20 protein-coding genes are annotated in these 24,266 nt (G+C 35.2%); 18 read left to right on the top strand and 2 right to left on the bottom strand.

Annotation, left to right across the window (positions count from 1 at the left end):
* Nucleotides 1-7 precede the first annotated feature (7 nt).
* The 10 genes from ABS916_RS01520 (at nucleotide 8) to ABS916_RS01475 (ending at nucleotide 12,203) form a co-directional block, all read left to right on the top strand.
* Nucleotides 8-289, top strand: a complete 282-nt coding sequence (locus ABS916_RS01520; protein WP_350450228.1) for a UPF0223 family protein — start codon at nucleotides 8-10, stop codon at nucleotides 287-289.
* A gap of 70 nt (nucleotides 290-359) precedes the next feature.
* Nucleotides 360-1,148 (top strand): inositol monophosphatase family protein, encoded by a 789-nt coding sequence (locus ABS916_RS01515; protein ID WP_350450227.1) that lies wholly within the window; start codon nucleotides 360-362, stop codon nucleotides 1,146-1,148.
* Nucleotides 1,149-1,472: 324 nt separating this feature from the next.
* The gene (typA, locus tag ABS916_RS01510; RefSeq protein ID WP_350450226.1) at nucleotides 1,473-3,314 is read left to right on the top strand and encodes a translational GTPase TypA; all 1,842 of its coding nucleotides are present in this window, start codon (nucleotides 1,473-1,475) and stop codon (nucleotides 3,312-3,314) included.
* A gap of 254 nt (nucleotides 3,315-3,568) precedes the next feature.
* The gene (locus ABS916_RS01505; protein ID WP_350450225.1) at nucleotides 3,569-4,738 is read left to right on the top strand and encodes an FtsW/RodA/SpoVE family cell cycle protein; all 1,170 of its coding nucleotides are present in this window, start codon (nucleotides 3,569-3,571) and stop codon (nucleotides 4,736-4,738) included.
* A gap of 109 nt (nucleotides 4,739-4,847) precedes the next feature.
* The gene (locus tag ABS916_RS01500; RefSeq protein WP_350450224.1) at nucleotides 4,848-8,279 is read left to right on the top strand and encodes a pyruvate carboxylase; all 3,432 of its coding nucleotides are present in this window, start codon (nucleotides 4,848-4,850) and stop codon (nucleotides 8,277-8,279) included.
* Nucleotides 8,280-8,383: 104 nt separating this feature from the next.
* The gene (locus ABS916_RS01495) at nucleotides 8,384-9,574 is read left to right on the top strand and encodes a CAP-associated domain-containing protein (RefSeq protein ID WP_350450223.1); all 1,191 of its coding nucleotides are present in this window, start codon (nucleotides 8,384-8,386) and stop codon (nucleotides 9,572-9,574) included.
* Nucleotides 9,575-9,636: 62 nt separating this feature from the next.
* Nucleotides 9,637-9,948, top strand: coding sequence for a YlbG family protein (locus ABS916_RS01490; protein WP_350450222.1), 312 nt, complete (start codon nucleotides 9,637-9,639; stop codon nucleotides 9,946-9,948).
* A 107-nt stretch (nucleotides 9,949-10,055) separates the two neighbouring features.
* Nucleotides 10,056-10,628 carry a 16S rRNA (guanine(966)-N(2))-methyltransferase RsmD gene (rsmD, locus tag ABS916_RS01485; protein WP_350450221.1) on the top strand — a complete coding sequence of 191 codons (573 nt, stop codon included), beginning with the start codon at nucleotides 10,056-10,058 and terminating at the stop codon, nucleotides 10,626-10,628.
* Nucleotides 10,621-11,112, top strand: coding sequence for a pantetheine-phosphate adenylyltransferase (coaD, locus tag ABS916_RS01480; RefSeq protein ID WP_350450220.1), 492 nt, complete (start codon nucleotides 10,621-10,623; stop codon nucleotides 11,110-11,112). The genes rsmD and coaD overlap by 8 nt, the downstream gene beginning before the upstream one ends.
* Before the next feature lie 47 nt (nucleotides 11,113-11,159).
* Nucleotides 11,160-12,203 carry a SepM family pheromone-processing serine protease gene (locus ABS916_RS01475; RefSeq protein WP_502880569.1) on the top strand — a complete coding sequence of 348 codons (1,044 nt, stop codon included), beginning with the start codon at nucleotides 11,160-11,162 and terminating at the stop codon, nucleotides 12,201-12,203.
* Between the two features lie 73 nt (nucleotides 12,204-12,276).
* Here the strand turns inward: ABS916_RS01475 and ABS916_RS01470 are convergent, their stop codons facing one another.
* Nucleotides 12,277-13,023 (bottom strand): TspO-related membrane protein, encoded by a 747-nt coding sequence (locus tag ABS916_RS01470; protein ID WP_350450219.1) that lies wholly within the window; start codon nucleotides 13,021-13,023, stop codon nucleotides 12,277-12,279.
* 154 nt (nucleotides 13,024-13,177) lie between these two features.
* On the opposite strand from ABS916_RS01470, the gene ABS916_RS01465 reads away from it, so the two are divergent.
* The 8 genes from ABS916_RS01465 (at nucleotide 13,178) to pnp (ending at nucleotide 23,324) form a co-directional block, all read left to right on the top strand.
* Entirely contained in the window at nucleotides 13,178-13,885 is a 708-nt protein-coding gene (locus tag ABS916_RS01465) for a helix-hairpin-helix domain-containing protein (RefSeq protein ID WP_350450218.1), read from the top strand.
* 79 nt (nucleotides 13,886-13,964) lie between these two features.
* Nucleotides 13,965-14,495 carry a ComE operon protein 2 gene (locus tag ABS916_RS01460; protein WP_502880568.1) on the top strand — a complete coding sequence of 177 codons (531 nt, stop codon included), beginning with the start codon at nucleotides 13,965-13,967 and terminating at the stop codon, nucleotides 14,493-14,495.
* A gap of 39 nt (nucleotides 14,496-14,534) precedes the next feature.
* Complete coding sequence (locus ABS916_RS01455) at nucleotides 14,535-16,844, top strand: DNA internalization-related competence protein ComEC/Rec2 (RefSeq protein ID WP_350450216.1); 2,310 nt, start codon at nucleotides 14,535-14,537, stop codon at nucleotides 16,842-16,844.
* Nucleotides 16,845-16,916: 72 nt separating this feature from the next.
* Nucleotides 16,917-17,975 (top strand): DNA polymerase III subunit delta, encoded by a 1,059-nt coding sequence (gene holA, locus ABS916_RS01450; RefSeq protein WP_350450215.1) that lies wholly within the window; start codon nucleotides 16,917-16,919, stop codon nucleotides 17,973-17,975.
* A gap of 132 nt (nucleotides 17,976-18,107) precedes the next feature.
* A complete protein-coding gene (gene rpsT, locus ABS916_RS01445; protein WP_350450214.1) occupies nucleotides 18,108-18,362 on the top strand; it encodes a 30S ribosomal protein S20 in 255 nt (84 codons plus the stop codon).
* A gap of 215 nt (nucleotides 18,363-18,577) precedes the next feature.
* Entirely contained in the window at nucleotides 18,578-20,572 is a 1,995-nt protein-coding gene (uvrB, locus tag ABS916_RS01440) for an excinuclease ABC subunit UvrB (protein ID WP_350450213.1), read from the top strand.
* A gap of 177 nt (nucleotides 20,573-20,749) precedes the next feature.
* Nucleotides 20,750-21,019: a 30S ribosomal protein S15 gene (gene rpsO, locus ABS916_RS01435; protein WP_350450212.1), complete on the top strand. Its 270-nt coding sequence runs from the start codon at nucleotides 20,750-20,752 to the stop codon at nucleotides 21,017-21,019.
* A 196-nt stretch (nucleotides 21,020-21,215) separates the two neighbouring features.
* Complete coding sequence (gene pnp / locus ABS916_RS01430) at nucleotides 21,216-23,324, top strand: polyribonucleotide nucleotidyltransferase (protein WP_350450211.1); 2,109 nt, start codon at nucleotides 21,216-21,218, stop codon at nucleotides 23,322-23,324.
* A gap of 51 nt (nucleotides 23,325-23,375) precedes the next feature.
* Here the strand turns inward: pnp and ABS916_RS01425 are convergent, their stop codons facing one another.
* Nucleotides 23,376-24,128, bottom strand: coding sequence for an alpha/beta hydrolase (locus ABS916_RS01425; protein WP_350450210.1), 753 nt, complete (start codon nucleotides 24,126-24,128; stop codon nucleotides 23,376-23,378).
* Between the last annotated feature and the right edge of the window lie 138 nt (nucleotides 24,129-24,266).

Here is a 24,266-nt window from a genome sequence, read left to right as displayed (position 1 = left end):
CAAACTAATGGAAAAGAGTTACAGTTACCCAATTGATTACGATTGGACTAAAGAACAAATGGAAGATGTAGTGAATGTATGGCGTATGGTAGAGTTGGCCTATGAAAAAGGAATCGACCGTGAAGAGTTTTTACTGAAATACAAAAAATTTAAAAAGGTTATTCCTGCTATTGGTGAGGAAAAAAGATGGGGTAAAAAATTTGAAGATATTTCAAATTATTCTCTTTATCGTGTAGTAAAAGAAGCACAGTCATCTACTAAAAAAAACATTCACTTAACAGAGAAATAAACTCGTTGTATTTTAGTTGTCTTTTTTGATAAATTAGTTTAAATTATTTCTTGAAAGGAAGTGAATTTTTTTGGATCAGCTTGTGAAAAGAGACCAGTTAATCAAAGAATGGATTTATGATGCTGCTAAGACAATAAAAACTTCATTTAATGATGAATTAGATATCCAGCAAAAAACGAATCGTAATGATTTAGTAACCAATATGGATAAAGCTATAGAGAAACTGTTTATCGAAAAAATTCAGCAGTTTTTTCCTGGAGAGCGTATTTTGGGAGAAGAAGGTTTTGGAGATGACATTCAGAATTTAGATGGTGTGGTATGGATTATAGATCCAATCGATGGAACGTTAAATTTTATTAAACAACAGTCTGACTTTGCGATTATGGTAGCTATTTATGAAGATGGAAAGGGTCAAATGGGTTATATCTATGATGTCATGCAAGATAAACTGTATTCTGCTCAAAAGGGTAGTGGCGCCTATTGCAATCAAACCCTTATCCCTGTAGTTGATAATAAACCATTAAAAGAAGGTCTAGTGGCTATAAGTAGTGCCTTAATGTCTAACGAAGAAGGTTTGGCAAGAATAGTTGGTAGAGCAAGTTCTGGCGTTCGTTTAATTGGATCAGCAGGTATTGAGACTGCTCATGTTGTTTCTGGAAGGCTGATAGGGTACCTTGCCGCATCGCTTGCACCATGGGACATAGCAGCTGGGAAAGTGATTGCTGAAGAAGTGGGGCTAATCTATACTAAGTTAAATGGAGATAGTATTGATTTGTTGAAAAAAAATGCTTCTCTTGTGGCCACACCTCTAGCTCACGAAGAAATTATTAGTTTGTTGAGTGCCGAAAACAAAGTTTGAGGATCAAAAAAATGTTCACTTTCCTTTAATAAGTAATCATTGACTGTTCAATTAAAAAGATATCTGTGAATCGTCTAATAAATAAATCGCTTACAACGAAAAAGTTAAAAATAACCTATCTTTTTTCTTTTCAATTCCTTATATAAGTGTTAGAATGGATAAGTTGATAGTTGTCTTCATAAGTTTTCAATGCGTTTTCATTAAAGAATTGCAAAAAACTTATGAATAGTTCAAGTGCGAAAAATGTATTGAACAATTTTTTTATTCGTAGATAGCGATTCAGTAGCATTGAAATAACAAGAAGAATCTTGGAGGAATACATTAATGAAAAATAGAGAAAATCTTAGAAATGTTGCCATAATTGCCCATGTCGACCACGGTAAAACAACCTTAGTTGATGAATTATTAAAGCAATCAGACACATTAGGCGCGCGTAGCCAATTGGCGGAACGTGCAATGGATTCAAATGCATTAGAACAAGAACGTGGAATTACAATCTTAGCAAAAAATACAGCCGTAAAATACAAAGATACTCACATCAACATCATGGACACACCAGGCCATGCTGACTTCGGTGGTGAAGTTGAACGTATTATGAAAATGGTTGATGGTGTAGTTTTAGTTGTCGATTCTTACGAAGGAACAATGCCACAAACTCGTTTTGTATTGAAAAAAGCTTTGGAACAAAAAGTTGTTCCTATTGTTGTAGTAAATAAAATTGATAAAGACTCAGCTCGTCCTGCAGAAGTAGTTGACGAAGTACTTGAATTGTTTATTGAATTAGGTGCTGATGACGATCAATTGGACTTCCCAGTTATTTATGCTTCTGCTATGAACGGTACGTCTAGTTTATCAGATGACAAAAATGATCAAGAACCAACAATGGCTCATATTTTCGATACAATTCTTGAAAAAATCCCTGCTCCAATTGACAACTCTGAAGAACCATTACAATTCCAAGTATCATTATTGGATTACAACGATTATGTTGGTCGTATTGGTATCGGACGTGTATTCCGTGGAACAATTAAAGTTGGAGATTCTGTAACCCTAAGTAAATTAGATGGTTCAACTAAAAATTTCCGTGTAACAAAACTTTTTGGATTCTTTGGTCTAGAACGTTTAGAAATCCAAGAAGCTAAAGCTGGAGATTTAATTGCTGTTTCAGGTATGGAAGACATTTTCGTTGGAGAAACAGTAACACCAGTTAATCATGTTGATCCATTGCCAATTCTTCATATTGACGAACCAACATTACAAATGACATTCTTAGTTAACAACTCTCCTTTCGCAGGTCGCGAAGGTAAATGGGTTACTTCACGTAAAATTGAAGAACGTTTAATGTCTGAATTGCATACAGACGTTTCATTACGAATTGATCCTACTGATTCTCCAGATGCATGGATTGTTTCAGGTCGTGGAGAACTGCATTTGTCAATTCTTATTGAAAACATGCGTCGTGAAGGTTATGAATTACAAGTTTCTCGTCCAGAAGTTATTTTGAAAGATTTTAATGGTGTTCAATGTGAACCGTTTGAATTAGTTCAAATTGACACACCAGAAGAGTACATGGGTTCAATCATTGAATCTTTAAGTGCTCGTAAAGGTGAAATGACAGATATGGTCAATAATGGAAATGGTCAAGTTAAATTGACTTTCTTAGCTCCAGCTCGTGGATTAATCGGATATTCTACTGAATTCCTTTCAATGACTCGTGGATACGGAATTATGAACCACACATTTGATCAATACTTGCCTCGTCTAAAAACTAAAATTGGTGGACGTCGTAATGGTGCTTTAGTTTCAACTGAAACGGGTAAAGCAACAACTTACGGTATCATGGGTGTAGAAGATCGTGGAACGATCTTTATTGAACCAACTACCGAAATTTATGAAGGAATGATCGTTGGGGAAAACTCTCGTGAAAATGACATTACTGTAAATATCACGAAAGCTAAACAAAAAACTAACGTACGTTCTGCGAATAAAGACCAAACTAACGTAATCAAAGCACCTCGTCATTTAACACTTGAAGAATCATTAGAGTTCTTGGGTGATGATGAGTACTGTGAAATTACTCCGGAAAGTGTTCGTTTACGTAAACAAGTCTTGAATAAAAACGAACGTGAAAAATCAGCTAAGAAAAATAAAGCATCACAAAACTAAAAATTAAAAGACAGTTTCCGAAAATGGTTTATCATTTTCGGGAACTGTCTTTTTTTATAGTTACTATTTATTAATAGAGGAATTAAGCCAAATTAGTGCCCTTTGTTATTGTTGGATGGATAGTTTGTTGCTATAATAATAGTGTTGCGTAAATTGCAACTAATGAACGATGGATTAAGACTGGATTGAAATCTAATCAGTACAGTATTAAAATTATAGAATAGGGAGGCTAAAGGCTTCTTTTAGCCGTAAACATGAGAAAATTTAAATATCTTGATTACTATATCTTTATCCCTTATTTAGTTTTATCCATAATAGGGATCTTAATGGTTTATAGTGCTAGTAGCTATGTTGCTATTAGTCAGTATAATAATTCTCAATTTTATTTTACCAGACAAGCCGCCTTTGTCATTTTGGGCTTAATTACGAGTATGATAGTTTTTTTATTCAAATATAAACTATTAAAAAATAAACGCTTTTTGGTAGGTGCAAGTGGGTTTGTTGCAATCTTGCTTGTTTACTTATTCTTTTTTGGTAAAATTACCAATGGAGCAAAAGGTTGGATATTCATTTTAGGTTTCGGGTTTCAACCTGCAGAGTTTGCAAAAATAGTAGTCATTTGGTATTTCGCTTATATTTTTTCAAAAAAACAAAATCAACTCGTGCATAATTTTAAGGAAACGGTCACTCCACCACTAACACTCTTTGGTTTTTATTTAGTGTTGATTCTTTTGCAACCCGATGTCGGTGGTGCGGCCATTTTACTTGTTACAGGAACTATTATGATCTTAGCAAGTGGGGTTTCAACAAAATTATCAGCGGCTGTTGGAGCAGTAGGAGTTGCTTTAATAGGAGGTATCCTTGCACTTGTACGTGTATTTGGTATGAGCCTACCTTTTTTAGAGAAATATCAATACGACCGATTCTTAGCTTTTTGGGATCCCTTTGCCGTTTCTGAAAGTGCCGGGCTTCAATTAGTGAATTCCTATTATGCTCTACGACGTGGCGGCATTTTTGGAGTAGGTATTGGGGAAAGTATTCAAAAAACTGGTTATTTGCCGGAACCTTATACAGACTTCATCATGTCTATTATTGGTGAAGAAATGGGATTGATTGGCATATTGGTTATTGTTGCACTATTTAGTTTGTTGATTTTACGTATTTATTTAGTCGGTATTCGAGCAAAAGATTCATTTGGATCACTTATTTGCATCGGTATCGCAACAATGTTATTAGTCCAAGGGCTTGTTAATCTAGGTGGGGTTATTGGATTAATGCCTATCACAGGAGTAACCTTTCCATTTATCAGTTATGGAGGTTCCAGCACGATTGTTTTAACGATTTCTATTGGTTTGGTATTAAATGTTAGTGCAACAGATAAAAAGCGCAATCAGCAAGTATTAGAGAAAAATAGTAAAAGTTAAATGTGTTTACTGGATGTAGTAAACAACTTGTTTACAGTACTGTCTTTTTTTAAGATAAGTTGCATCCTGACTATTAGAAAGAAAAATTACAAAGATTAGGAGTGACATGATGAAAAAAGTATTAGTAGCAAATCGCGGTGAAATAGCCATTCGTATTTTTAGAGCTTTAACAGAGTTAGCTATTGAAACGGTAGCTGTTTACGCACAAGAAGATGAGGGGTCTGTTCATCGTTTTAAAGCTGATGAAGCTTATTTAGTAGGAAAAGGAAAAAAACCTATTGATGCTTATTTAGATATTGAAGACTTGATTCGTATCGCTAAAGATTCTGAAGCAGATGCTATTCATCCAGGATACGGTTTTTTATCTGAAAATATTGATTTTGCTAGACGTTGTGAAGAAGAAGGAATCATTTTTATTGGTCCTAAACTACACCATTTAGATATTTTTGGAGATAAAATAAAAGCAAAAGAAGCTGCAATTGCTGCGGGTATTCAGTCTATTCCAGGATCAGATGGTCCAGTTGCAGATCTAGAAGGCGTAAAAGAATTCGGAAACCTATATGGCTATCCAATAATTATTAAAGCTGCTCTTGGTGGAGGCGGACGTGGAATGCGTGTAGCCAACAGTGAAGCAGATGTAAAAGATAGTTTTGAACGGGCACAAAGTGAAGCTAGAGCAGCATTTGGTAGTGACGAGATCTATGTTGAGCGTTATATTCAAGATCCAAAACATATCGAAGTACAAATCTTAGGGGATACTCATGGAAATATCGTTCATTTATATGAAAGAGATTGTTCTGTTCAACGGCGCCATCAAAAAGTAGTTGAGGTCGCTCCTTGTGTATCCATCTCAGAAAAATTAAGAATGGAAATGTGTCAATCAGCTGTTCAACTAATGGAACATGTTGGTTATGTAAATGCTGGAACAGTTGAATTCTTATTAGAAGGCGAGAATTATTACTTTATCGAAGTAAATCCTCGTGTACAAGTTGAACACACCATAACTGAAATGATTACGGGTATAGATATCGTTCAATCTCAAATTCTAATTGCTCAAGGGAAAGATCTGCACAAAGATATTCAGATTCCAAAACAAAAAGATATTCCATTGATTGGTGCTGCCATTCAATGCCGTATCACTACTGAAGATCCAATGAATAATTTCTTACCTGATACAGGTAAAATCAATACTTACCGTTCTCCAGGTGGATTTGGTATTCGTCTAGATGCAGGAAATGGATTTCAAGGGAGTGTAGTTACACCTTTCTTTGATTCATTGTTGGTTAAAGCTTGTGTCCATGCCACAACGTTTGAGTTGGCGGTACAAAAAATGGCTCGCTCGTTAAAAGAGTTCCGTATACGTGGAGTAAAAACGAATATTCCCTTTATGCAAAACGTTATTTCGCATCCAGTTTTTCTATCTGGTGAAGCTAAAACAACGTTCATTGATACGACACCTGAATTGTTTAAATTTTCAAAAGTTAGAGACCGTGGAAATAAAACGATGCATTACATCGGAAACATTACAGTCAATGGATTTCCTGGTATTGAACAAAGAGAGAAAAAATTCTTTGAACCTGCAAGAAAGCCTGCAAAGTTGATAACATTAGATAATGACTATGTAAGTGCTAAAAATGTTCTAGACAATAGTGGTGCCGATGCCGTAGTAGAATGGATCAAAAATAAAAACGAAGTGTTGCTGACAGATACCACCTTTAGAGATGCACACCAAAGTTTATTAGCTACTCGCGTGAGAACGCAAGACTTCTTAAATATTGCTGAGGAAACTCAAAAAGGTATTCCACAGTTATTTTCTTCTGAAATGTGGGGAGGAGCTACATTTGACGTAGCTTATCGCTTTTTAAATGAAGACCCTTGGGAACGATTAGAGAAATTACGTAAAAAAATGCCAGATACTCTATTCCAAATGCTATTTAGAGGATCCAATGCTGTAGGGTATCAAAATTATCCGGATAATGTTATTGAAGCGTTTATCCAGCAAGCAGCTAAAAATGGTATCGATGTGTTCCGTATTTTTGATAGTCTGAACTGGATCCAACAAATGGAAAAGAGTATTCAAAGTGTACGTGATGCTGGTAAAATTGCAGAAGCAACGATTTGTTATACTGGAGATATTAATGATCCTAAGAGAGATAAATATACAGTCGACTACTATAAAGATATGGCTAAAGAATTAGAAAACCAAGGTGCGCACATTATTGCTGTTAAAGACATGTCAGGAATATTGATGCCGCAAGCTGCTTATCGTTTAATTAGTGAATTGAAGGAAACAGTAGATGTCCCAATTCACTTGCATACACACGATACGAGCGGTAATGGTATCTTTACCTATGCTGCAGCTGTAAAAGCTGGTGTGGACATTGTGGATGTGGCTATGAGCGCAATGAGTGGAGCAACCAGTCAACCAAGCATGAATAGTTTGTATTATGCCTTGTTAAATGAAGATAGAGCACCTGAAATTAATATTGAGAACGTGCAACAAATCAATCATTATTGGGAAGATATCCGTGCACAATATAGTGACTTTGAAGTAGGGATCAGTGCACCTTCTACCGAAGTGTATCAACATGAGATGCCAGGTGGACAATACACCAATTTGCAACAACAAGCTAAAGCAATTGGATTAGCTGAGCAATGGGATGAAGTCAAAGGAATGTATGCAACAGTCAACCGAATGTTTGGAGACATTGTTAAAGTTACCCCTTCATCAAAAGTAGTTGGAGATATGGCTTTATTTATGGTACAAAATAAACTATCTGAAGAGGACGTATATGAAAAAGGAATGGCTATCGATTTTCCTGAGTCTGTTATCAGTTTCTTTATGGGTGATTTAGGACAACCGACTGGTGGTTTCCCTGAAAAACTTCAACGTATTGTATTAAAAGGCAAAGAACCGATTACCGTTCGCCCAGGTAGCTTAGCAGCACCAGTTGATTTTAACGAAGTCAAAAAAGAGCTAGCTGAAAAAATTCAAGCAGAGCCTACTCAAGAAGATGTCCTTAGTTACATTATGTACCCTCAAGTATTTTTAGATTACCGTAATAATCTAGAAACTTTTGGAGAGGTAACTCTTTTAGATACGATGACATTCTTCCATGGTATGCGAACTGGAGAATCTATTGAAGTTCAGATTGAAAAAGGGAAAACGTTGATTATAAAATTAAATCAAATAGGTGAACCCAATTCTGAAGGAATGCGCATTTTATACTTTGATCTAAACGGTCAAGGAAGAGAAGTAGTTGTAAAAGATTACAGTATCACAAGTACAAAAGCTATACGAAAAAAAGCAGAACCTACAAATAAAGAACATATTGGGGCTACAATGCCGGGATCCGTACTGGAAGTATTGGTACAAAAGGGCGAACGTGTAGTTCAAGGTCAGCCTATTATTATCACAGAAGCAATGAAAATGGAAACGACGATCAAAGCCAATGTCGAAGGGGTAATTGATCAAATCTATGTTGCAGATGAGGATATCATTGAAACAGGAGATTTACTGATTGAAGTGAAAGCTAACTAGAACCGAATAGATTGACGAACAAAGTAATGCTCATTTTAATGATGATAACTAGCACTAAGGTTCAGTTAAAATGATTTAGCTACCAAATTGAGGAGGCTAAATGAGTGAAGACATTTTTAAGATCTTTGCCGCTGATTTTTATTATGCTTCTAGCTACTTATTGGTTGCCAGAAGTCATTTCAAGAAATCCAGCAGACATCATCACGCCAAAAGAAGAAAGTGAAACTATTCAATCTGGATCTTTTGATTATCAAACAACAGATTTAGAACCTGAACAGCTTCCAATTACTGGTTTAGGCAGTTATGTCGGTCAAAACGTTGCAAACTTTACCGAAAAATTTGGCGATCCAAAGCGAATCGATCCGACTGTTTATGAAGAAGAACGTTGGATATTTGGAGAGGATGAAACAGATTATGCACAGTTAACTGTGAAAGATGGTGTAATCACAGATTTATTTGTATTTGGATCAGAATTAGATGTAGCTCCATTTAAAATTGGTATGTCCATTACTGAAGTATTTCAATTAGCGGGTTTTTATCCAACTTATTCTGTAGAGAATCAAGGGGAACAAGTTACTTTAGAATTAACAGAAAGTGATTTAAACTATCGCCCTTTAATTGCTTTTGACAACCAAACATTTGCTGTATTAATGATGGATCGTTCGACAAATCAAATTATTGCTGTTCGTTATCTAGACTCACCATCACTGATTCGTTTGGGAGTCTATGATGATGGTTCGAAAAAACACTTAATACCCTCTTTTGAGCTAGATGAAATAAAACAGGATACCATTAACGAAGCCAATCAAAAACAAGTGTATGAGATATTAAATATTTTACGTCAACGATATGAACAGTCTGCGCTAACTCCGAGTGATGCTTTAACTGAAGTAGCTGAAACTATTTTTATCAATCAAGAAGAACAAATTATTGCGGATCGTCAAGCTAATAAAGAAAGTAATTTTTCAGAAACAGAAAACTCAGACAAAGCAATAAAGAATCAGAATTCTTCAATTGAAACGTTTATTATAGATGACAACTCTAACTCTATTGATGAGCAGACAAATCAAACCTATCAAACACTAACAAGTGAGCAAATAGAACTTACTTTGCAAGAAACAGAGTTAGAGTTAAATGAAGTACGTGTGTTGTATTCGATTCAAGAAACGGACGTGGCATGGCTTGCAACCAACTGGTTTAGTCTTGAAATTGAACGAATTTTTTTGATGGATGCTGGTATGACAGAAATAGGACTAGCTTATCGTGCAAATGATATGTTACTGATCCTTCATTAAATAAGACATTTTTAAAAAAAAGAAGCTATACGATTGAAATTACTAAATTAAGGAGGGGCGATATGGAATTAACTACAAATGAGAGACAAGGAATCATTGTTTGGGTTTATAGTTTAAGACATTTTAAAACACTTAAACGTTTTGGGTTGATTCACTATGCTTCTAGAAGAATGAAATACGTTGTGATGTATATCAATCAATCTGATGTAGAAATGACGCAAAAAAAGTTAGCTGATTTACATTTCGTTCGAAAAGTAGAGTTATCCTATAGACCGTTTATTAATTTAGATTTTAAAGATTTTTTCGGAAAAGAAAAAAAAGATGTTGCTGAAGAACAAATAAAAGAAAACGAGTCTAACGAGACTGTAATCTAATTAAAATGCTAGATAAGTCGATACCATAAGTTCATCGGCTTATTTAGCATTTTATAGTGTGAAAAGGTTTCTTAATCGGGAAGATAAACTGAAAGGAAGTTGTATGTATGCGTATCATTACAGGAGAATATGGAGGCAGAAAATTAAAAGCTGTCCCAGGTAACAATACAAGACCCACAACAGATAAAGTAAAAGAATCCATCTTCAATATCATAGGACCTTATTTTGACGGTGGAAATTGTTTAGATTTATTTGCTGGAAGTGGGGGACTAGCTATTGAAGCAGTTTCTCGCGGTATGGATAGTGCCGTACTAATTGATCGAGATCCTTTAGCCATCAAAACGATAAAAGAAAATATTAGCGTAACAAAGGAATTAGATAAATTTGAAATTTATCGGAATGACGCCAATCGAGCAATCGACTTATTAAGAGGGAAGAAAAAATTTGACCTCTTATTTTTAGATCCTCCTTATGCTAAACAAGAGATTGAAAAACAAATTGAAAAAATAGTCGATTCTGATTTATTGAATGATGAAGCCATTATTATCTGTGAGTTGGACAAGCGGACTCAATTAAATGAAAATATTGGTGCAGCTAAAGTCTTTAGAAAAGAATTTTATGGGGCAAGCCAAATTGTAATGTATGAATACACTAAGGAAATGGGGCAGGGAAATGACTAAAATTGCTTTATTTCCTGGAAGTTTCGATCCATTTACTAATGGCCATCTCGATACAGTTGAAAGAACCTCAAAATTATTTGATCAAGTTGTCATCGCTGTAGCGACTAATACGTCAAAAAATGCTTTATTTTCTCTAGAAGAAAAAATGACCTTTATTAAAAAGTCTGTCGAACATATTGAAAATGTAAGGGTCACGGAACATAGTGGCGGATTGACGGTAGAACTTGCAAAAAAAATTGGAGCAGTCACATTGGTAAGAGGATTACGGAATAATGCCGATTTTGAGTATGAATCTACGATTGCAACAATGAATAAAATTCAGCATAAAGATATTGAAACTGTATTTTTAATGTCAAATGAAAAGTACCGATTTTTAAGCTCAAGCTTAATTAAAGAAGTGGCGATGTTTGGTGGCGATGTTTCCAGTCTCGTTCCAGATGGAGTTAATAAAGCTATCAAAAAAAAGTATGCTAAAATAGAATAAATCAATTCAATTCGTTAGTAAATTTAGGTATGCAGAGGATGATTGGAATGAATGCTAAAGAAAAAAAGAGTCGCAAGGGTTTGCTTGTTGCACTGATCGTAATTATTCTTGCAGGAGTCTTTGTCCCTATTCCTTATTATATAGAAGGACCGGGTTCGGCAGTGCAATTGAACGAATTGGTAGAAGTTGACAACAAAAAAGACCCAGAAGATGGTCATTTTATGTTAACGACCGTTGCGATTAGAAGAGCGACTCCTTTTACGTATTTCATGAAATATTTGCCTTTTCATGAAGGTCTCACCACCGAAGAACTGTTTGGTACAAATACTTCTGATGCAGAATACACTAACCTACAGAATTATTATATGACTAGTTCAATCAATTCAGCAATCGAACAAGCTTATGAGGCTGCTGGAGAAGAGTATCAGTTGACGTATAATGGCGTTTATATCATGTCCATTTTGGAAGGGTCCGATTTTGAAGGCAAGTTAGAGATTGGAGATACCATACTTTCACTTGATGGACAGTCTTTTGATAGTTCAGCTGAATTTATTGAATACGTTCAAAAACAAAAAGTTGGTCAAGTCATTGAAGTAACATATGAACGGAATGGCGAACAACAAACGATTTCTGGAAAGTTAATGGAAATGGAAGAAACTAAAAAAGCTGGTCTAGGAATATCTTTAGTCGATAATACGTCAATTGAAACAGATATCCCAGTATCTATTGATGCCGGAGAAATTGGAGGGCCATCTGCTGGTTTTATGTTTGCTTTACAGATTTATACGCAGTTGATGGATGAGGATTTGCGAAAAGGAAATGAAATTGCTGGTACTGGAACGATGCAACCAGATGGCACAATTGGTCGTATTGGCGGAATTGATAAAAAAGTTGTTGCAGCCAGTGAAGAAGGAGCGACAATCTTTTTTGCTCCAGATGATACGATCGATCCAGTCATACAAAAAAATTATCCTGAAATGAAGTCTAATTATCAAGAAGCACTCGAGGCAGCAAAAGAAATTGATACCGATATGAAAATTGTACCAGTAAAAACATTTCAAGATGCCATTGATTATTTAAAAAAACTATAAACCATTTGATTTAATCAAAAAATCCATAAAAAAAGCCGAAGACAATTATGTCTTCGGCTTTTTTGGACTAACTTTAAAAGTGATAAGGATTTTTTTGGGCTGTTTTTCGATTAATGAAGAATGAAGCGATACTTCCAATTATAAGGACAATCATTAATCCGACGGTAACAATAGCAATTGAGCGATGGTCTGGTAAGTTCTTAGTAAATATCCCATACATTGCCCATATAAAAACTAAGATAATAGCCCAATCTTTTAAGAAATAAGCAATCCCTAGTCCTAAAAGAGTCGCTAGCGATAAGAGTACATAAGTGACTATTGTTTGGAGATTTGCCTCGATACCGATACTAGCAACTAACCAATAACTGAAATTTGTAATGGTAGCAACAATGATCCATCCTAAGTAAAGTGATATAGGAATGAGGTAAAGTTTAGAATGAGTAGCTTTTTCTTGAGTTCGATATAAAAAAATAAGGGATAGAAGCAGTAAAAAAATAACAATAAAAGCAATTCCGTCCAAGAGAAAATGCCAAACTAAAATCCATAATGTATTAAACAAACAAGTTAGTAAAAATCCCCAGAATTGGGCGGAACTTAACGTTTGTTTTTTTAAACTAAAACTTAACAGCCATAATAACAATGCAAAATAGATGACTCCCCAAATACTAAAAATAAAACCAGCAGGAGTAAAAAACACATCATACATATCAGAAATTTCTCCTGTTTGATAACCATTAATGGGAAGGATATTAGCTAAAGCGTTTACGGCAATCATTATTCCATAAGCTAAATATAAAACAATCTGTTTTCCTATAGTCATTTTCATCACTCCTTAATTTAGTAATTTTAAAAATTACGTTAACTTAACCATACTACAAATTTTAAATAAAATAAATTAAAGCGACTGGTTAAAAGAAATAGGTGTTTTTTTACGCATATTACTTCTTAGAAGGACTCAAAAGGAGTGTTAGGGGATGTTGAAAACTAGCAAAGACTGGCTAATAAAAAATCGTTTATTTATTGAGATAGGTATGCTCAGTTGCCTAGTACTCAGTGTAGTTGGAATTATTCTGATGTTTTTGAGCAGCACAGATGATGTGGAAGAAACCTCAGATACGATGAGTTACTTGGAAAGTGAGAGCCAGTATTCTGTAACATCAAATCAGGCTGAACAACAATCAGAAAGTCAATCAGAAATAATTTATGTAGATGTTAAGGGTGCTGTGTACCTGCCTGGTGTGTATGAAGTGACAAGTGAAATGAGGTTAATTGATGCTATTGAACTAGCTGGTGGTTTTAGTGATAAGGCAAATCAGAATCCTGTAAACTTATCCTTAAAGTTAACAGACCAAATGGTGATTTTTATTCCAGAAATTGGAGCGGTTGAAGAAAAAACTGCAGAACTAGAAACTTCAGCCGTTCCAATAGAAGAAGCTGTTATCACAGTTCCAAAAGAAAATAGTGAAACAGCAACGTCTGAAAAGATAAATATCAATCTCGCAGACTCAATTGAACTCCAACAATTATCTGGAATAGGGGAGAAAAAAGCAGAGCAAATCATGAGCTATAGACAAGAGAATGGTTCATTTCAAAAAATTGAAGACCTGAAAAATGTGTCCGGCATTGGTGAAAAAACTTTTGAGGCGTTACGAGCGAACATTACTGTGGGCGATGGTGAGTAAAAATGAAGTATTGAAAGTCTTTGTGGGCTTTTGTATACTTGAGAAAATGCTTAAGTTCATCAACAACTTAAACAAACAAATGAGTAGGAGGATTAATATGACTGAACGTATACCATGGGATCAATATTTTATGTCTCAGAGTTTGTTGCTGTCTTTAAGAAGTACCTGTGCTCGATTAACTGTTGGAGCTACAATTGTAAGGGAAAAGAGGATTATCGCAGGAGGTTACAACGGATCGGTAAGTGGGGATGCGCATTGTATAGATGACGGTTGCTATATTGTTGACGGTCATTGTTTACGTACGATTCATGCTGAGATGAATGCGATTCTTCAGTGTGCAAAATTTGGAGCGCAAACTGAAGGTGCAGAAATTTATGTTACTCATTTCCCATGCTTACAATGTACGAAAATGATTATTCAAGCTGGTATCATAAAAATAAATTACTTAGAAGATTACCATAACAATGAGTACGCTTTAAAATTGATTGAACAAGCCCACGTTCAATGTCAAAAAGTTGTCCTTCCAAAAGATTTTTTCCAACAACTAGATTTCAATACGAATGCTCAAACTAGTTTAAGCCAACTTAATGGACACATGCCACTCCAATAAGTGAAGGGATATGTTCTTTTTTCAGCTATTTCTTGTTTATTGTGCGCTATTGTTATTTTAAACCCTAACCGGTTGAGTATTTTTATATTCTTGATGTGGTTGATCCGATTGCTGTTTGCACGCAGAAAGAAATGGCTCATTTATTCTTGTTTGTTCATGAGTGTAACAGCTTTTTTTGTAGGAGTAGAAAAGTACAACAATCAAACGCGTCTTTCAATGGACGCTCAGAATTTTTTGATTGAAATGGATCCCAATCAACTAAAAATTGATGGCGATCAAGTGCAATTTTACGGTACAGTTAATCAAGCTGGAGAAACGCTAAAGCGTTCTGAGAAAATTGTTGTTTTTTATCGATTATCTACTAAAGAAGAAAAAGAGTATTGGGAAAAGCAACAAAAAATAGCAAATTTTGTAGTGATAGGATCTCTGACCAAACCTGAAAAAAATAGAAATTTAAATCAATTTGATTATCAACGTTATTTGTCTCATAACAAAATTCATTGGATACTAGATGCAAAATCAATTAAAGCACACTCTGGAACTGAGAAACAAAATTTTTTGAATCTATTTAACTTGAAAAATATCAGACAAACTATCTTGATTCACATTGAAAGTAAAACATCCGTTACTGTGTCAAGTTACATTAAAACTCTATTGTTCGCACATAATAGTTCTATTGACGATCAAGTAATGAATGGATACAAAGAAATTGGAATTATCCATTTATTGAGTATTTCAGGCTTACACATCCAATTTTTGATAGCTGGGCTGACTTATATCCTATGGCGAATGGGGGTGACACGTGAGCACACGTATATCCTTTTAGTTATTTTTCTTCCTATTTACGGAAGTTTGACCGGTTGGGGAACCAGTATTTTTAGAGCTGTCGTGATGAGTCTGATCAGTCAGACGGGTTCACAGATTCGTAGACCCATTTCTGGATTAGACTCGTGGTCATGGACACTGATTATCGGGCTTTGGATAGATCCTTATCAATTATTTTCTATCGGTTTTCAATTGAGCTATCTGCTTAGTTTAGCCTTGATTTTATTTTCAACCTCGTTGTTCAATCAATCAAAGTATAGCATTATCAATAGTTTAGCCATTTCTTTTATTTTAACCCTTATTTCTATACCGATTCTCAGTTTCCATTTTTTTGAGTTTTCGTGGATTGGAATGTTTGCTAATTTGCTCTTTGTTCCATTATTTACGTGGTTTATTATGCCCTTGATGATTTTATTGTTTTTTAGTTCCTATTTTTTTTCAGGAACACTGTTTTTCCAGTTTCTTATACACTTAGCGGAACAATTGTTGGGTATGATAGAATGGCTGGTATTAAAAATCAGACTTTTTCCATATGGTACGATTGTTACTGGAAAAGTTCCTTTGATGTTATTTGTTGTAACGATCATTGTCATTGTTATCTTTTTGATCGCATTAGAACAGCGAAAGAAACGGAAACGAGTTCTTATTTTGTTGGTAACTGTTTTTATAGTCTTTATTCAGTATCAAAAGTACAGTCCATTTGGAGAAGTGTTGATGCTAGATGTAGGCCAGGGAGATGCGACTTTAATTAAAGAGCCTTTTGGAAAAGGTGTCTATCTAATAGATACAGGCGGAGCATTAGCATTTGAAAAAGAAGAATGGCAAATAAGAAAAAATCAGTCAACAGTGTCAAACCGTGTGTTGATTCCGGTGATTAAATCTTTAGGAGTAACCAAATTAGACCAAGTGTTGATTACTCATGGCGATGAAGACCACATGGGTGAATTAATCGAACTAGCTCAAGGTATTGAAATTAAAGAACTTGTTTTCCCAATAGGGACAACTGAAAAACAATCATTCTTTGATGCAGCTCAAGCATTAGAAAAAAGTGGTGTAGCTTTACGTGTAGTCAGCGCTAAACAATCACGAGAGCAACTTTTTGGACCCTCTTTAGCTGTTTTGTGGCCCTTAGACAATGGTGAAGGTGAAAACAATGATTCTCTTGTATTGTATGGGAAAATTGGTCAGTTTAATTGGCTTTTCACAGGTGACATCGAAGAGACGGGGGAAGCAGAGGTAACAGCTCTTTACCCTAATCTAAAAGTGGATATTCTAAAGGTAGCACATCATGGAAGCCAAACGTCAACTAGTGAACGTTTTATTCAAAAAATAAAACCGAAAAAAGCTTTGATATCTTGTGGGTTAAACAATCGCTACAATCACCCAAATGAGGATGTGCTAGAACGCTTGGATTCAGTAAATGCAACGGTTTACCGAACAGATTTACAAGGAAGTTTTAGGTATACGTATGCCGATTATTTACACATAGGGGTAAAAAAAGACTTTCAAACGATCTTAAAATAAATTTAAAATAGGCTTGCAAAATAATTTAATGCTTTGTACCATTAAGGCAATACAAGAAAGTGGTGGAACAGAGTGAATTTTGTATCAGAATTAGCAAAAATAAAAAACGGCACGATTGCCCATGTTTATATTGTATTAGGAACAGAGTCCTATTTAGCAAGCGTAGCTAGAAAAACACTGTTGGATTCATTGCTTAGTGCAGAAGAACTGGAATTAAACTACGGTGCTTACGATATGGAAGAAGTTTCGATCGGAACAGCCTTAGAGGATGCAGAATCAATTCCATTTTTTGGCGATCGCCGTCTCGTTTTTGTAGACAGACCGGTCTTTTTAACGGGAGATAAAACAAAGTTAAAGGTAGAACATGATGTGAAATGGTTAGAAAGTTATTTAACTCATCCTTCTGAATCAACGACACTTGTATTCTTTGCCCCTTATGAAAAATTAGATGAACGGAAAAAAATAACTAAGTTACTTAAAAAAACAGCTACCATAATAGAAGTAAATGCATTATCAGAAAAAGATATGCGAAAATACATCAAGGATACTATTGCAAATGAAGATTACCGTTATTCACCAGAAGCGTTTGAATTATTTATCCAATTAACAGATGCGAAATTATCAGTAGCGATGGGAGAATTGCCGAAACTCTTTATTTATGCTCAAGATACTAAATTTATTACACTAGATGCAGTTCAAGAATTAGTAGCTAAGTCGTTAGAACAAAATATTTTTGCGTTAAATGAATACGTTTTGAAAAAAGACGTAGGACAAGCGCTTAATTTATACCAAGATTTATTACTGCAAAAAGAGGACCCTATTAAAATAAATGCGATTATGACATCTCAATTTAGATTGCTTATCCAAGTCAAAATTTTAGAAAAAAAAGGGTATCAGCAAGGAGACATTGCTAAGCAATTAAAAACGCACCCCTATCGAGTGAAATTAGCTATTCAACAAATGAGAAAAATTGAGGAGCATTCATTGATCGAAGCGTATAATGGATTGATTGATGCTGAGTATCGACTGAAGACAGGAAAAGGCGATAAAGAAATGCAATTTGAATTATTCGTTCTGCAGTATGCACAAAAAAAGATAGCGAATAGAGATCATTACAAGCGTTTAAGATAATCCAGCTATCAAGTAAAAAAACTTTACACATTTTTATTGCATTGAAGCTTGTCTTTATGTATAATTGAATTTGTTGAAACAACTAGAATAGACTATTTTAAGTTGTAAATAATTGAAAGTGGGGTGAATCAAATGCCAAACATCGAAGCTGCAATCAAACGTGTCCGTACTTCTGAAAAATCAGCTGTACAAAACAACGTTCAAAAAAGTTCAATGCGTACTGCTATTAAAAAATATGTTCAATCTATTGAAGCAGGTAACGAAAATTCTGAACAATTACTTAAAGAAGCAATCAAAGCAATTGACATGGCTGCATCTAAAGGATTGATTCATAAAAATAAAGCTAACCGTGACAAATCTCGTTTAACTGCTAAATTAGCTAAATAAGAGGTCATTGTTATAAAGTGTAAGTAAAAAAGCCTCAAGTCTTGAGTATTCAAGACTTGAGGCTTTTTTATTTTTTGAATACTAGTGAAGTTTTATCAAATTAGTTGTAAGAACACACGTTCAGTGCTAGAATAATAAAATAGAATTGAAACTGTGTGTCTTGAATTAGACAGGCTTCTTTTTATACTGAATAGAAGTGCGAGGAGGTACTTGAAATGCCAAAAGACCAATTTGAACTGGTTTCTAAATACCAGCCTAGTGGTGATCAGCCGGATGCCATAAAAAAATTAATTAAAGGTATCGAAGCTGGAGAGAAAGAACAAACCTTATTAGGTGCCACAGGAACCGGAAAAACATTTACGGTCTCAAATGTCATTAAGGAAGTAAATAAGCCAACTTTAGTTATTGCACACAATAAAACTTTAGCAGGTCAATTATATGGAGAGTTTAAAGAATTTTTTCCTGATAACGCTGTAGAGTATTTTGTCAGCTATTATGACTACTATCAACCAGAAGCATATGTTCCTTCAAGTGATACCTTTATTGAAAAAGAATCAAGCGTTAACGATGAGATAGATAAACTGCGTCATTCCGCAACGAGTGCGTTGTTAGAACGAAGAGATGTCATTGTAGTAGCTTCAGTTTCATGTATCTATGGACTAGTTAACCCTGAGGACTATCGAGATCACGTTCTGTCTTTACGCGTAGGTGCTGAAATGAATCGTGATGAGATGTTACGTCGTCTAGTCGACATGCAGTTTGAACGTAACGATATTGACTTTCAACGCGGACGCTTTCGTGTTAGAGGAGATGTCGTGGAAATTTTCTTAGCATCACGTGACAGTGAAGCAATACGTGTAGAGTTCTTTGGAGATGAAATTGATCGTATTAGAGAAGTAGATGTTTTAACAGGTGAAATTAAGGCCGATGTCCAACATGTCCCTATTTTTCCGGCCACTCACTTTGTAGCAAACGATGAACAAACAAGATCAGCTATAAAAAATATCCAAGAGGAATTAGAAGAACGATTAAAAGTTTTACGAGCTGAAGATAAATTAATTGAAGCTCAACGACTAGAACAGCGAACAAACTATGATTTGGAAATGTTATTGGAAATGGGGTATTGTTCAGGAATTGAAAATTACTCTAGACACATGGATGGACGTAAACCTGGTGAAGCACCGTATACATTAATTGATTTCTTCCCAGATGATTTTCTGATTGTTATAGATGAGTCTCATATCACGATGTCCCAAATTAGAGGGATGTATAATGGCGATAGAGCTAGAAAAGAACAATTGATTGAGTATGGTTTCAGATTACCGAGTGCTTTGGATAACCGTCCGCTTCGCCTGGAAGAATTTGAAAACCATGTAAATCAAATTATGTATATTTCGGCAACGCCAGGACCTTACGAACTGGAACGCGCTCCAGAAGTTATTGAACAAATTATTCGTCCTACAGGATTATTAGATCCAATTATAGAAGTGCGTCCAATCAAAGGTCAAATTGATGATTTGATTGGTGAAATAAATGAACGAACTGAAAAAAATGAGCGAGTATTTATTACTACATTAACTAAAAAGATGTCAGAAGACTTAACGGATTACTTGAAAGAGGTTGGAATCAAAGTTGCCTACTTGCATAGTGAGATAAAAACATTAGAACGAACCGAGATCATTCGAAATCTGCGTTTAGGCGTATACGACGTATTGATTGGGATCAACTTGCTGCGTGAAGGTATCGATGTCCCAGAAGTATCATTAGTTATTATTTTAGATGCAGATAAAGAAGGCTTCTTAAGAAGTGAACGTTCACTTGTACAGACGATTGGTAGGGCTGCACGTAATGAGAATGGGAAAGTTATTATGTATGCGGACCGTATCACAGACTCTATGAGAGCCGCTATATCAGAGACTGAGAGACGTCGTGAAACCCAAGAAGAATACAATGAAAAACATGGCATTACGCCTAAAACAATTATCAAAGATATTCGTGATCTGATTTCGATTACTTCAGTAGTAGAAGGTGACGATGAGGGAGCATCTGGCTTAGAAAATATTGCTAAGATGACGAGAGAGCAGCGTCTTGAGCTGATTGATGGTATGGAAGTTGAAATGAAGGTGGCAGCAAAAGAATTAAACTTCGAAAAAGCGGCTAATATAAGAGACATGATCTTAGAAATAACGGCACAGTACAAATTAAAATAATGGTACAGAAGAATGAAACAAATCTATTAAAAATGGAAAAACCGATTAAAAACTTGCAATTTCTTATAGATTCTAGTAGAATTTAATTGTGTACTAAACACATACCTTTTACTTGGTAAAACGAATCACCAACGTCTACTCAGTAAGAGGAAAAATTGAGGAAAGAGGTGCTTAGAAATGTCAATTTCTAAAGAACGCAAAAATGAGATCATCAAAGAATACGCAATCCACGAAGGAGATACAGGTTCTCCCGAAGTACAAGTTGCTGTATTAACAGCTGAAATCAATCATTTAAACGAACACGCACGTGTTCACAAAAAAGACCACCATTCTTACCGTGGACTTATGAAAAAAATTGGTCACCGTCGTAACTTGCTTGCGTACCTACGCAACAAAGATCTTACTCGTTACCGTGAATTGATTCAAAGATTAGGTCTACGTCGTTAATTTTTCGTAGTCTATTTAGAAGCGAGGTTCTAACGAATCTCGCTTCATTTTGTTTGTAAAAGAAAAAAGCTGTTTATTTTGTTGTCCATCCTACTATACAAATGTGAGTGTTTAAGCAGCTTAAATGCTGACATTTGTTTAGTAGTCTGTTTGGAAAAAACGAATAAAAGCTTTAATAAAAGGAGAAATGCACACAATGACAGAGAAACAAGTTTTTACTAAAGAATGGGCAGGTCGTACATTAGAAATTGAAGTAGGGCAATTAGCAAAACAAGCTAATGGTGCAGCTTTGATTCGCTATAACGACACTGTAGTGCTATCTGCAGCAGTAGCTAGCAAAAAAGCGAAAGACGTAGATTTCTTTCCTTTAACAGTAAATTACGATGAAAAAATGTATTCAGTCGGTAAAATCCCAGGTGGTTTTATTAAAAGAGAAGCACGCCCAAGTGAAGCGGCTACTTTAACAGCTCGATTAATTGACCGTCCGATTCGTCCAATGTTTGCAGAGGGATTTCGTAATGAAGTTCAAATTACAAATACTGTGATGTCTGTAGACCAAAACTGTTCGCCAGCTTTTTCAGCAATGTTTGGTTCTTCTTTATCACTTGCTATTTCAGATATTCCGTTTAACGGACCGATTGCAAGTGTTGATGTAGGCCGTGTAGACGGAGAATACATCATTAATCCAACTCTTGAGCAAGAAGCATTATCAGACATTCATTTAACAGTTGCAGGAACTAAAGATGCCATTAACATGGTTGAAAGTGGAGCTGCTGAAGTTTCAGAAGAAGATATGCTTGGTGCTTTAATGTTTGGTCATAAAGCAATTCAAGAATTAGTTGCTTTCCAAGAAGAAATCGTAGCGGCTGTTGGAAAAGAAAAAATGACTATTCAATTGTTGCAAATCGATGCAGATTTAGAAAAAGAAGTTAACGATACTTTCCAAACTAAGATGATTGCTGCAATTCAAACCGAAGAAAAATTAGCTCGTGAAGAAAACATCGAAGCGGTTAAAGAAGAAGCAATGGCTTTTTATGAAGAAAAATATCAAGACAATGATGAAGCTAAACGAATCAATAAAGAAGTAAAACAAATTGTTGAGGACATGGAAAAGAATGAAGTCCGTCGTTTGATTACAGTTGACAAAATTAGACCAGATGGTCGTAAAATTGATGAAATTCGTTCTTTAGCTTCAGAAATTGGACTATTGCCAAGAGCACATGGTTCTGGTTTATTCACTCGTGGACAAACTCAAGCATTGTCTATAGCTACTTTAGCACCATTAGGCGAACATCAAATTATTGATGGTTTAGGAATTGAAAACAGCAAACGATTCATCCATCACTACAATTTCCCTCAATACTCTGTTGGAAGTACTGGACCGTCACGTGGACCAGGCCGTCGTGAAATTGGACATGGGGCGTTAGGAGAACGTGCATTAGCACAAGTTATCCCTAGCGAAGAAGATTTCCCATACATGATTCGTTTAGTTGCTGAAGTTTTAGAGTCAAATGGTTCTTCATCACAAGCAAGTATTTGTGCGGGTACTCTAGCTTTAATGGATGCAGGTGTTCCAATCAAAGCTCCAGTAGCTGGTATTGCAATGGGACTTGTTAAAGAAGGCGAAAACTATACTGTCTTAACAGATATCCAAGGACTAGAAGATCATTTAGGCGATATGGACTTTAAAGTAGCAGGTACTAGCAAAGGAATCACAGCTCTTCAAATGGATATTAAAATTGAAGGTATCACACAACAAATTTTAGAAGAAGCGTTAACTCAAGCTAAAAAAGCTAGAATGGAAATTCTTGATGAATTAATTTCTACAATTGCTGAGCCACATGAAGAATTAAGTGCATATGCTCCTAAAATTGAGATGATGCAAATCAAACCGGAAAAAATCAAAGTTGTTATTGGTCGCGGTGGTGACCAAATTAATGCTATTATTGATGAAACCGGCGTTAAAATTGATATCGATCAAGAAGGAAATATCAGTATTGCATCTGAAGACGCAGCTATGATTAGACGCGCTAAAGAAATTATTGAAGAATTAACAAAAGATATCGAAGTCGGTAAAATTTATTCAGGAAAAGTAAAACGAATTGAAAAATTTGGAGCTTTTGTTGAAATTGCTAAAGGAAAAGATGGATTAGTTCATATTTCTGAATTAGCTAACGAACGTGTTGCTAAAGTTGAAGATGTTTTGACTTTAGGTGAAGTAATGGACGTTAAAGTTATCGAAATCGATAAACAAGGAAGAATTAACCTTTCTCGTAAAGTTTTGTTAACAACTGAAGAAGACTAAAAAATAGATAGTAAAAAGAGCTCAATTTGAAAAAAATTGAGCTCTTTTTTGCTATTCGTTTTCATTAATTCCTCTTAACCATTTTACTAATTGGTCAACTGTTTGTTCTTGCTGCTGTTCGGGTGAAATGGTGGCAGGAAGATCACCCTCTTGGTTTCCATAATCGCCAAAACCGGCATGATTGCCTCCTTCAATAGTATAAAATAAGGTAGTAACGGGTAAATAATTTTTTCCAAGTCGATAAGCCTCTTCATCCACTACGCCATCATTAGAACCAATAAGAGAAAGAACTGAAATAGGCAGTTTATCTAACCGACCCTTTTCATCTGGGTAACTCGCTAGTAAAAAAACACCTTTTAAGGATTCTGAATAACTTTCATTGGCAAATCGACTAGCCATCACACCACCTAAGGAATGACCACCTATAACAAAGTTTTGAATCTCCTCATCAGTGATAATGGTTTCTGCTTTATCTGCATCTGTTACGGCAAGGTTCAAAGCATGCTTAAAAAGGTAAACGGGATATCCTTCTGCAGCGAGCTTTGCCGCAATGGAACTGTAACTTTTTTCTTCTACAAGGCCACCTTGATAAAAGAGGACAGAAGTAGATTGTTGCTCGTTTAATGGCCTGAAAATAATCGCATCTGAGGATTCTTCAACCATGTATTGATCAGTAGGCTCTGTTTCATTCAGAGCTTCACTTAATGGTTGATATGTTTTAGACTGTACAAAAAATAAACTGCCTAATAAAACCAAAATGAAAAAAATAAAACAACCAATTAAAATTTTATAGCTGCGCTTCATAAATGCTCCCTCCAAAATAATTTATTTCATAAAGTTGAACAGAAAAAGTGTATCATATATTTCGCTTTATTCGTTAGATAAATCAAACAAAACAGAGTGAATAATCTACATTTGTATAAATTACTCAAGAATTGTGCT

The organism is Carnobacterium sp., assembly GCF_040274945.1.
Lineage (GTDB): Bacteria > Bacillota > Bacilli > Lactobacillales > Carnobacteriaceae > Carnobacterium_B.
The sequence above is the reverse complement of the archived record's forward strand: the minus strand, read 5'-3'. Positions and strand labels throughout refer to the sequence as shown.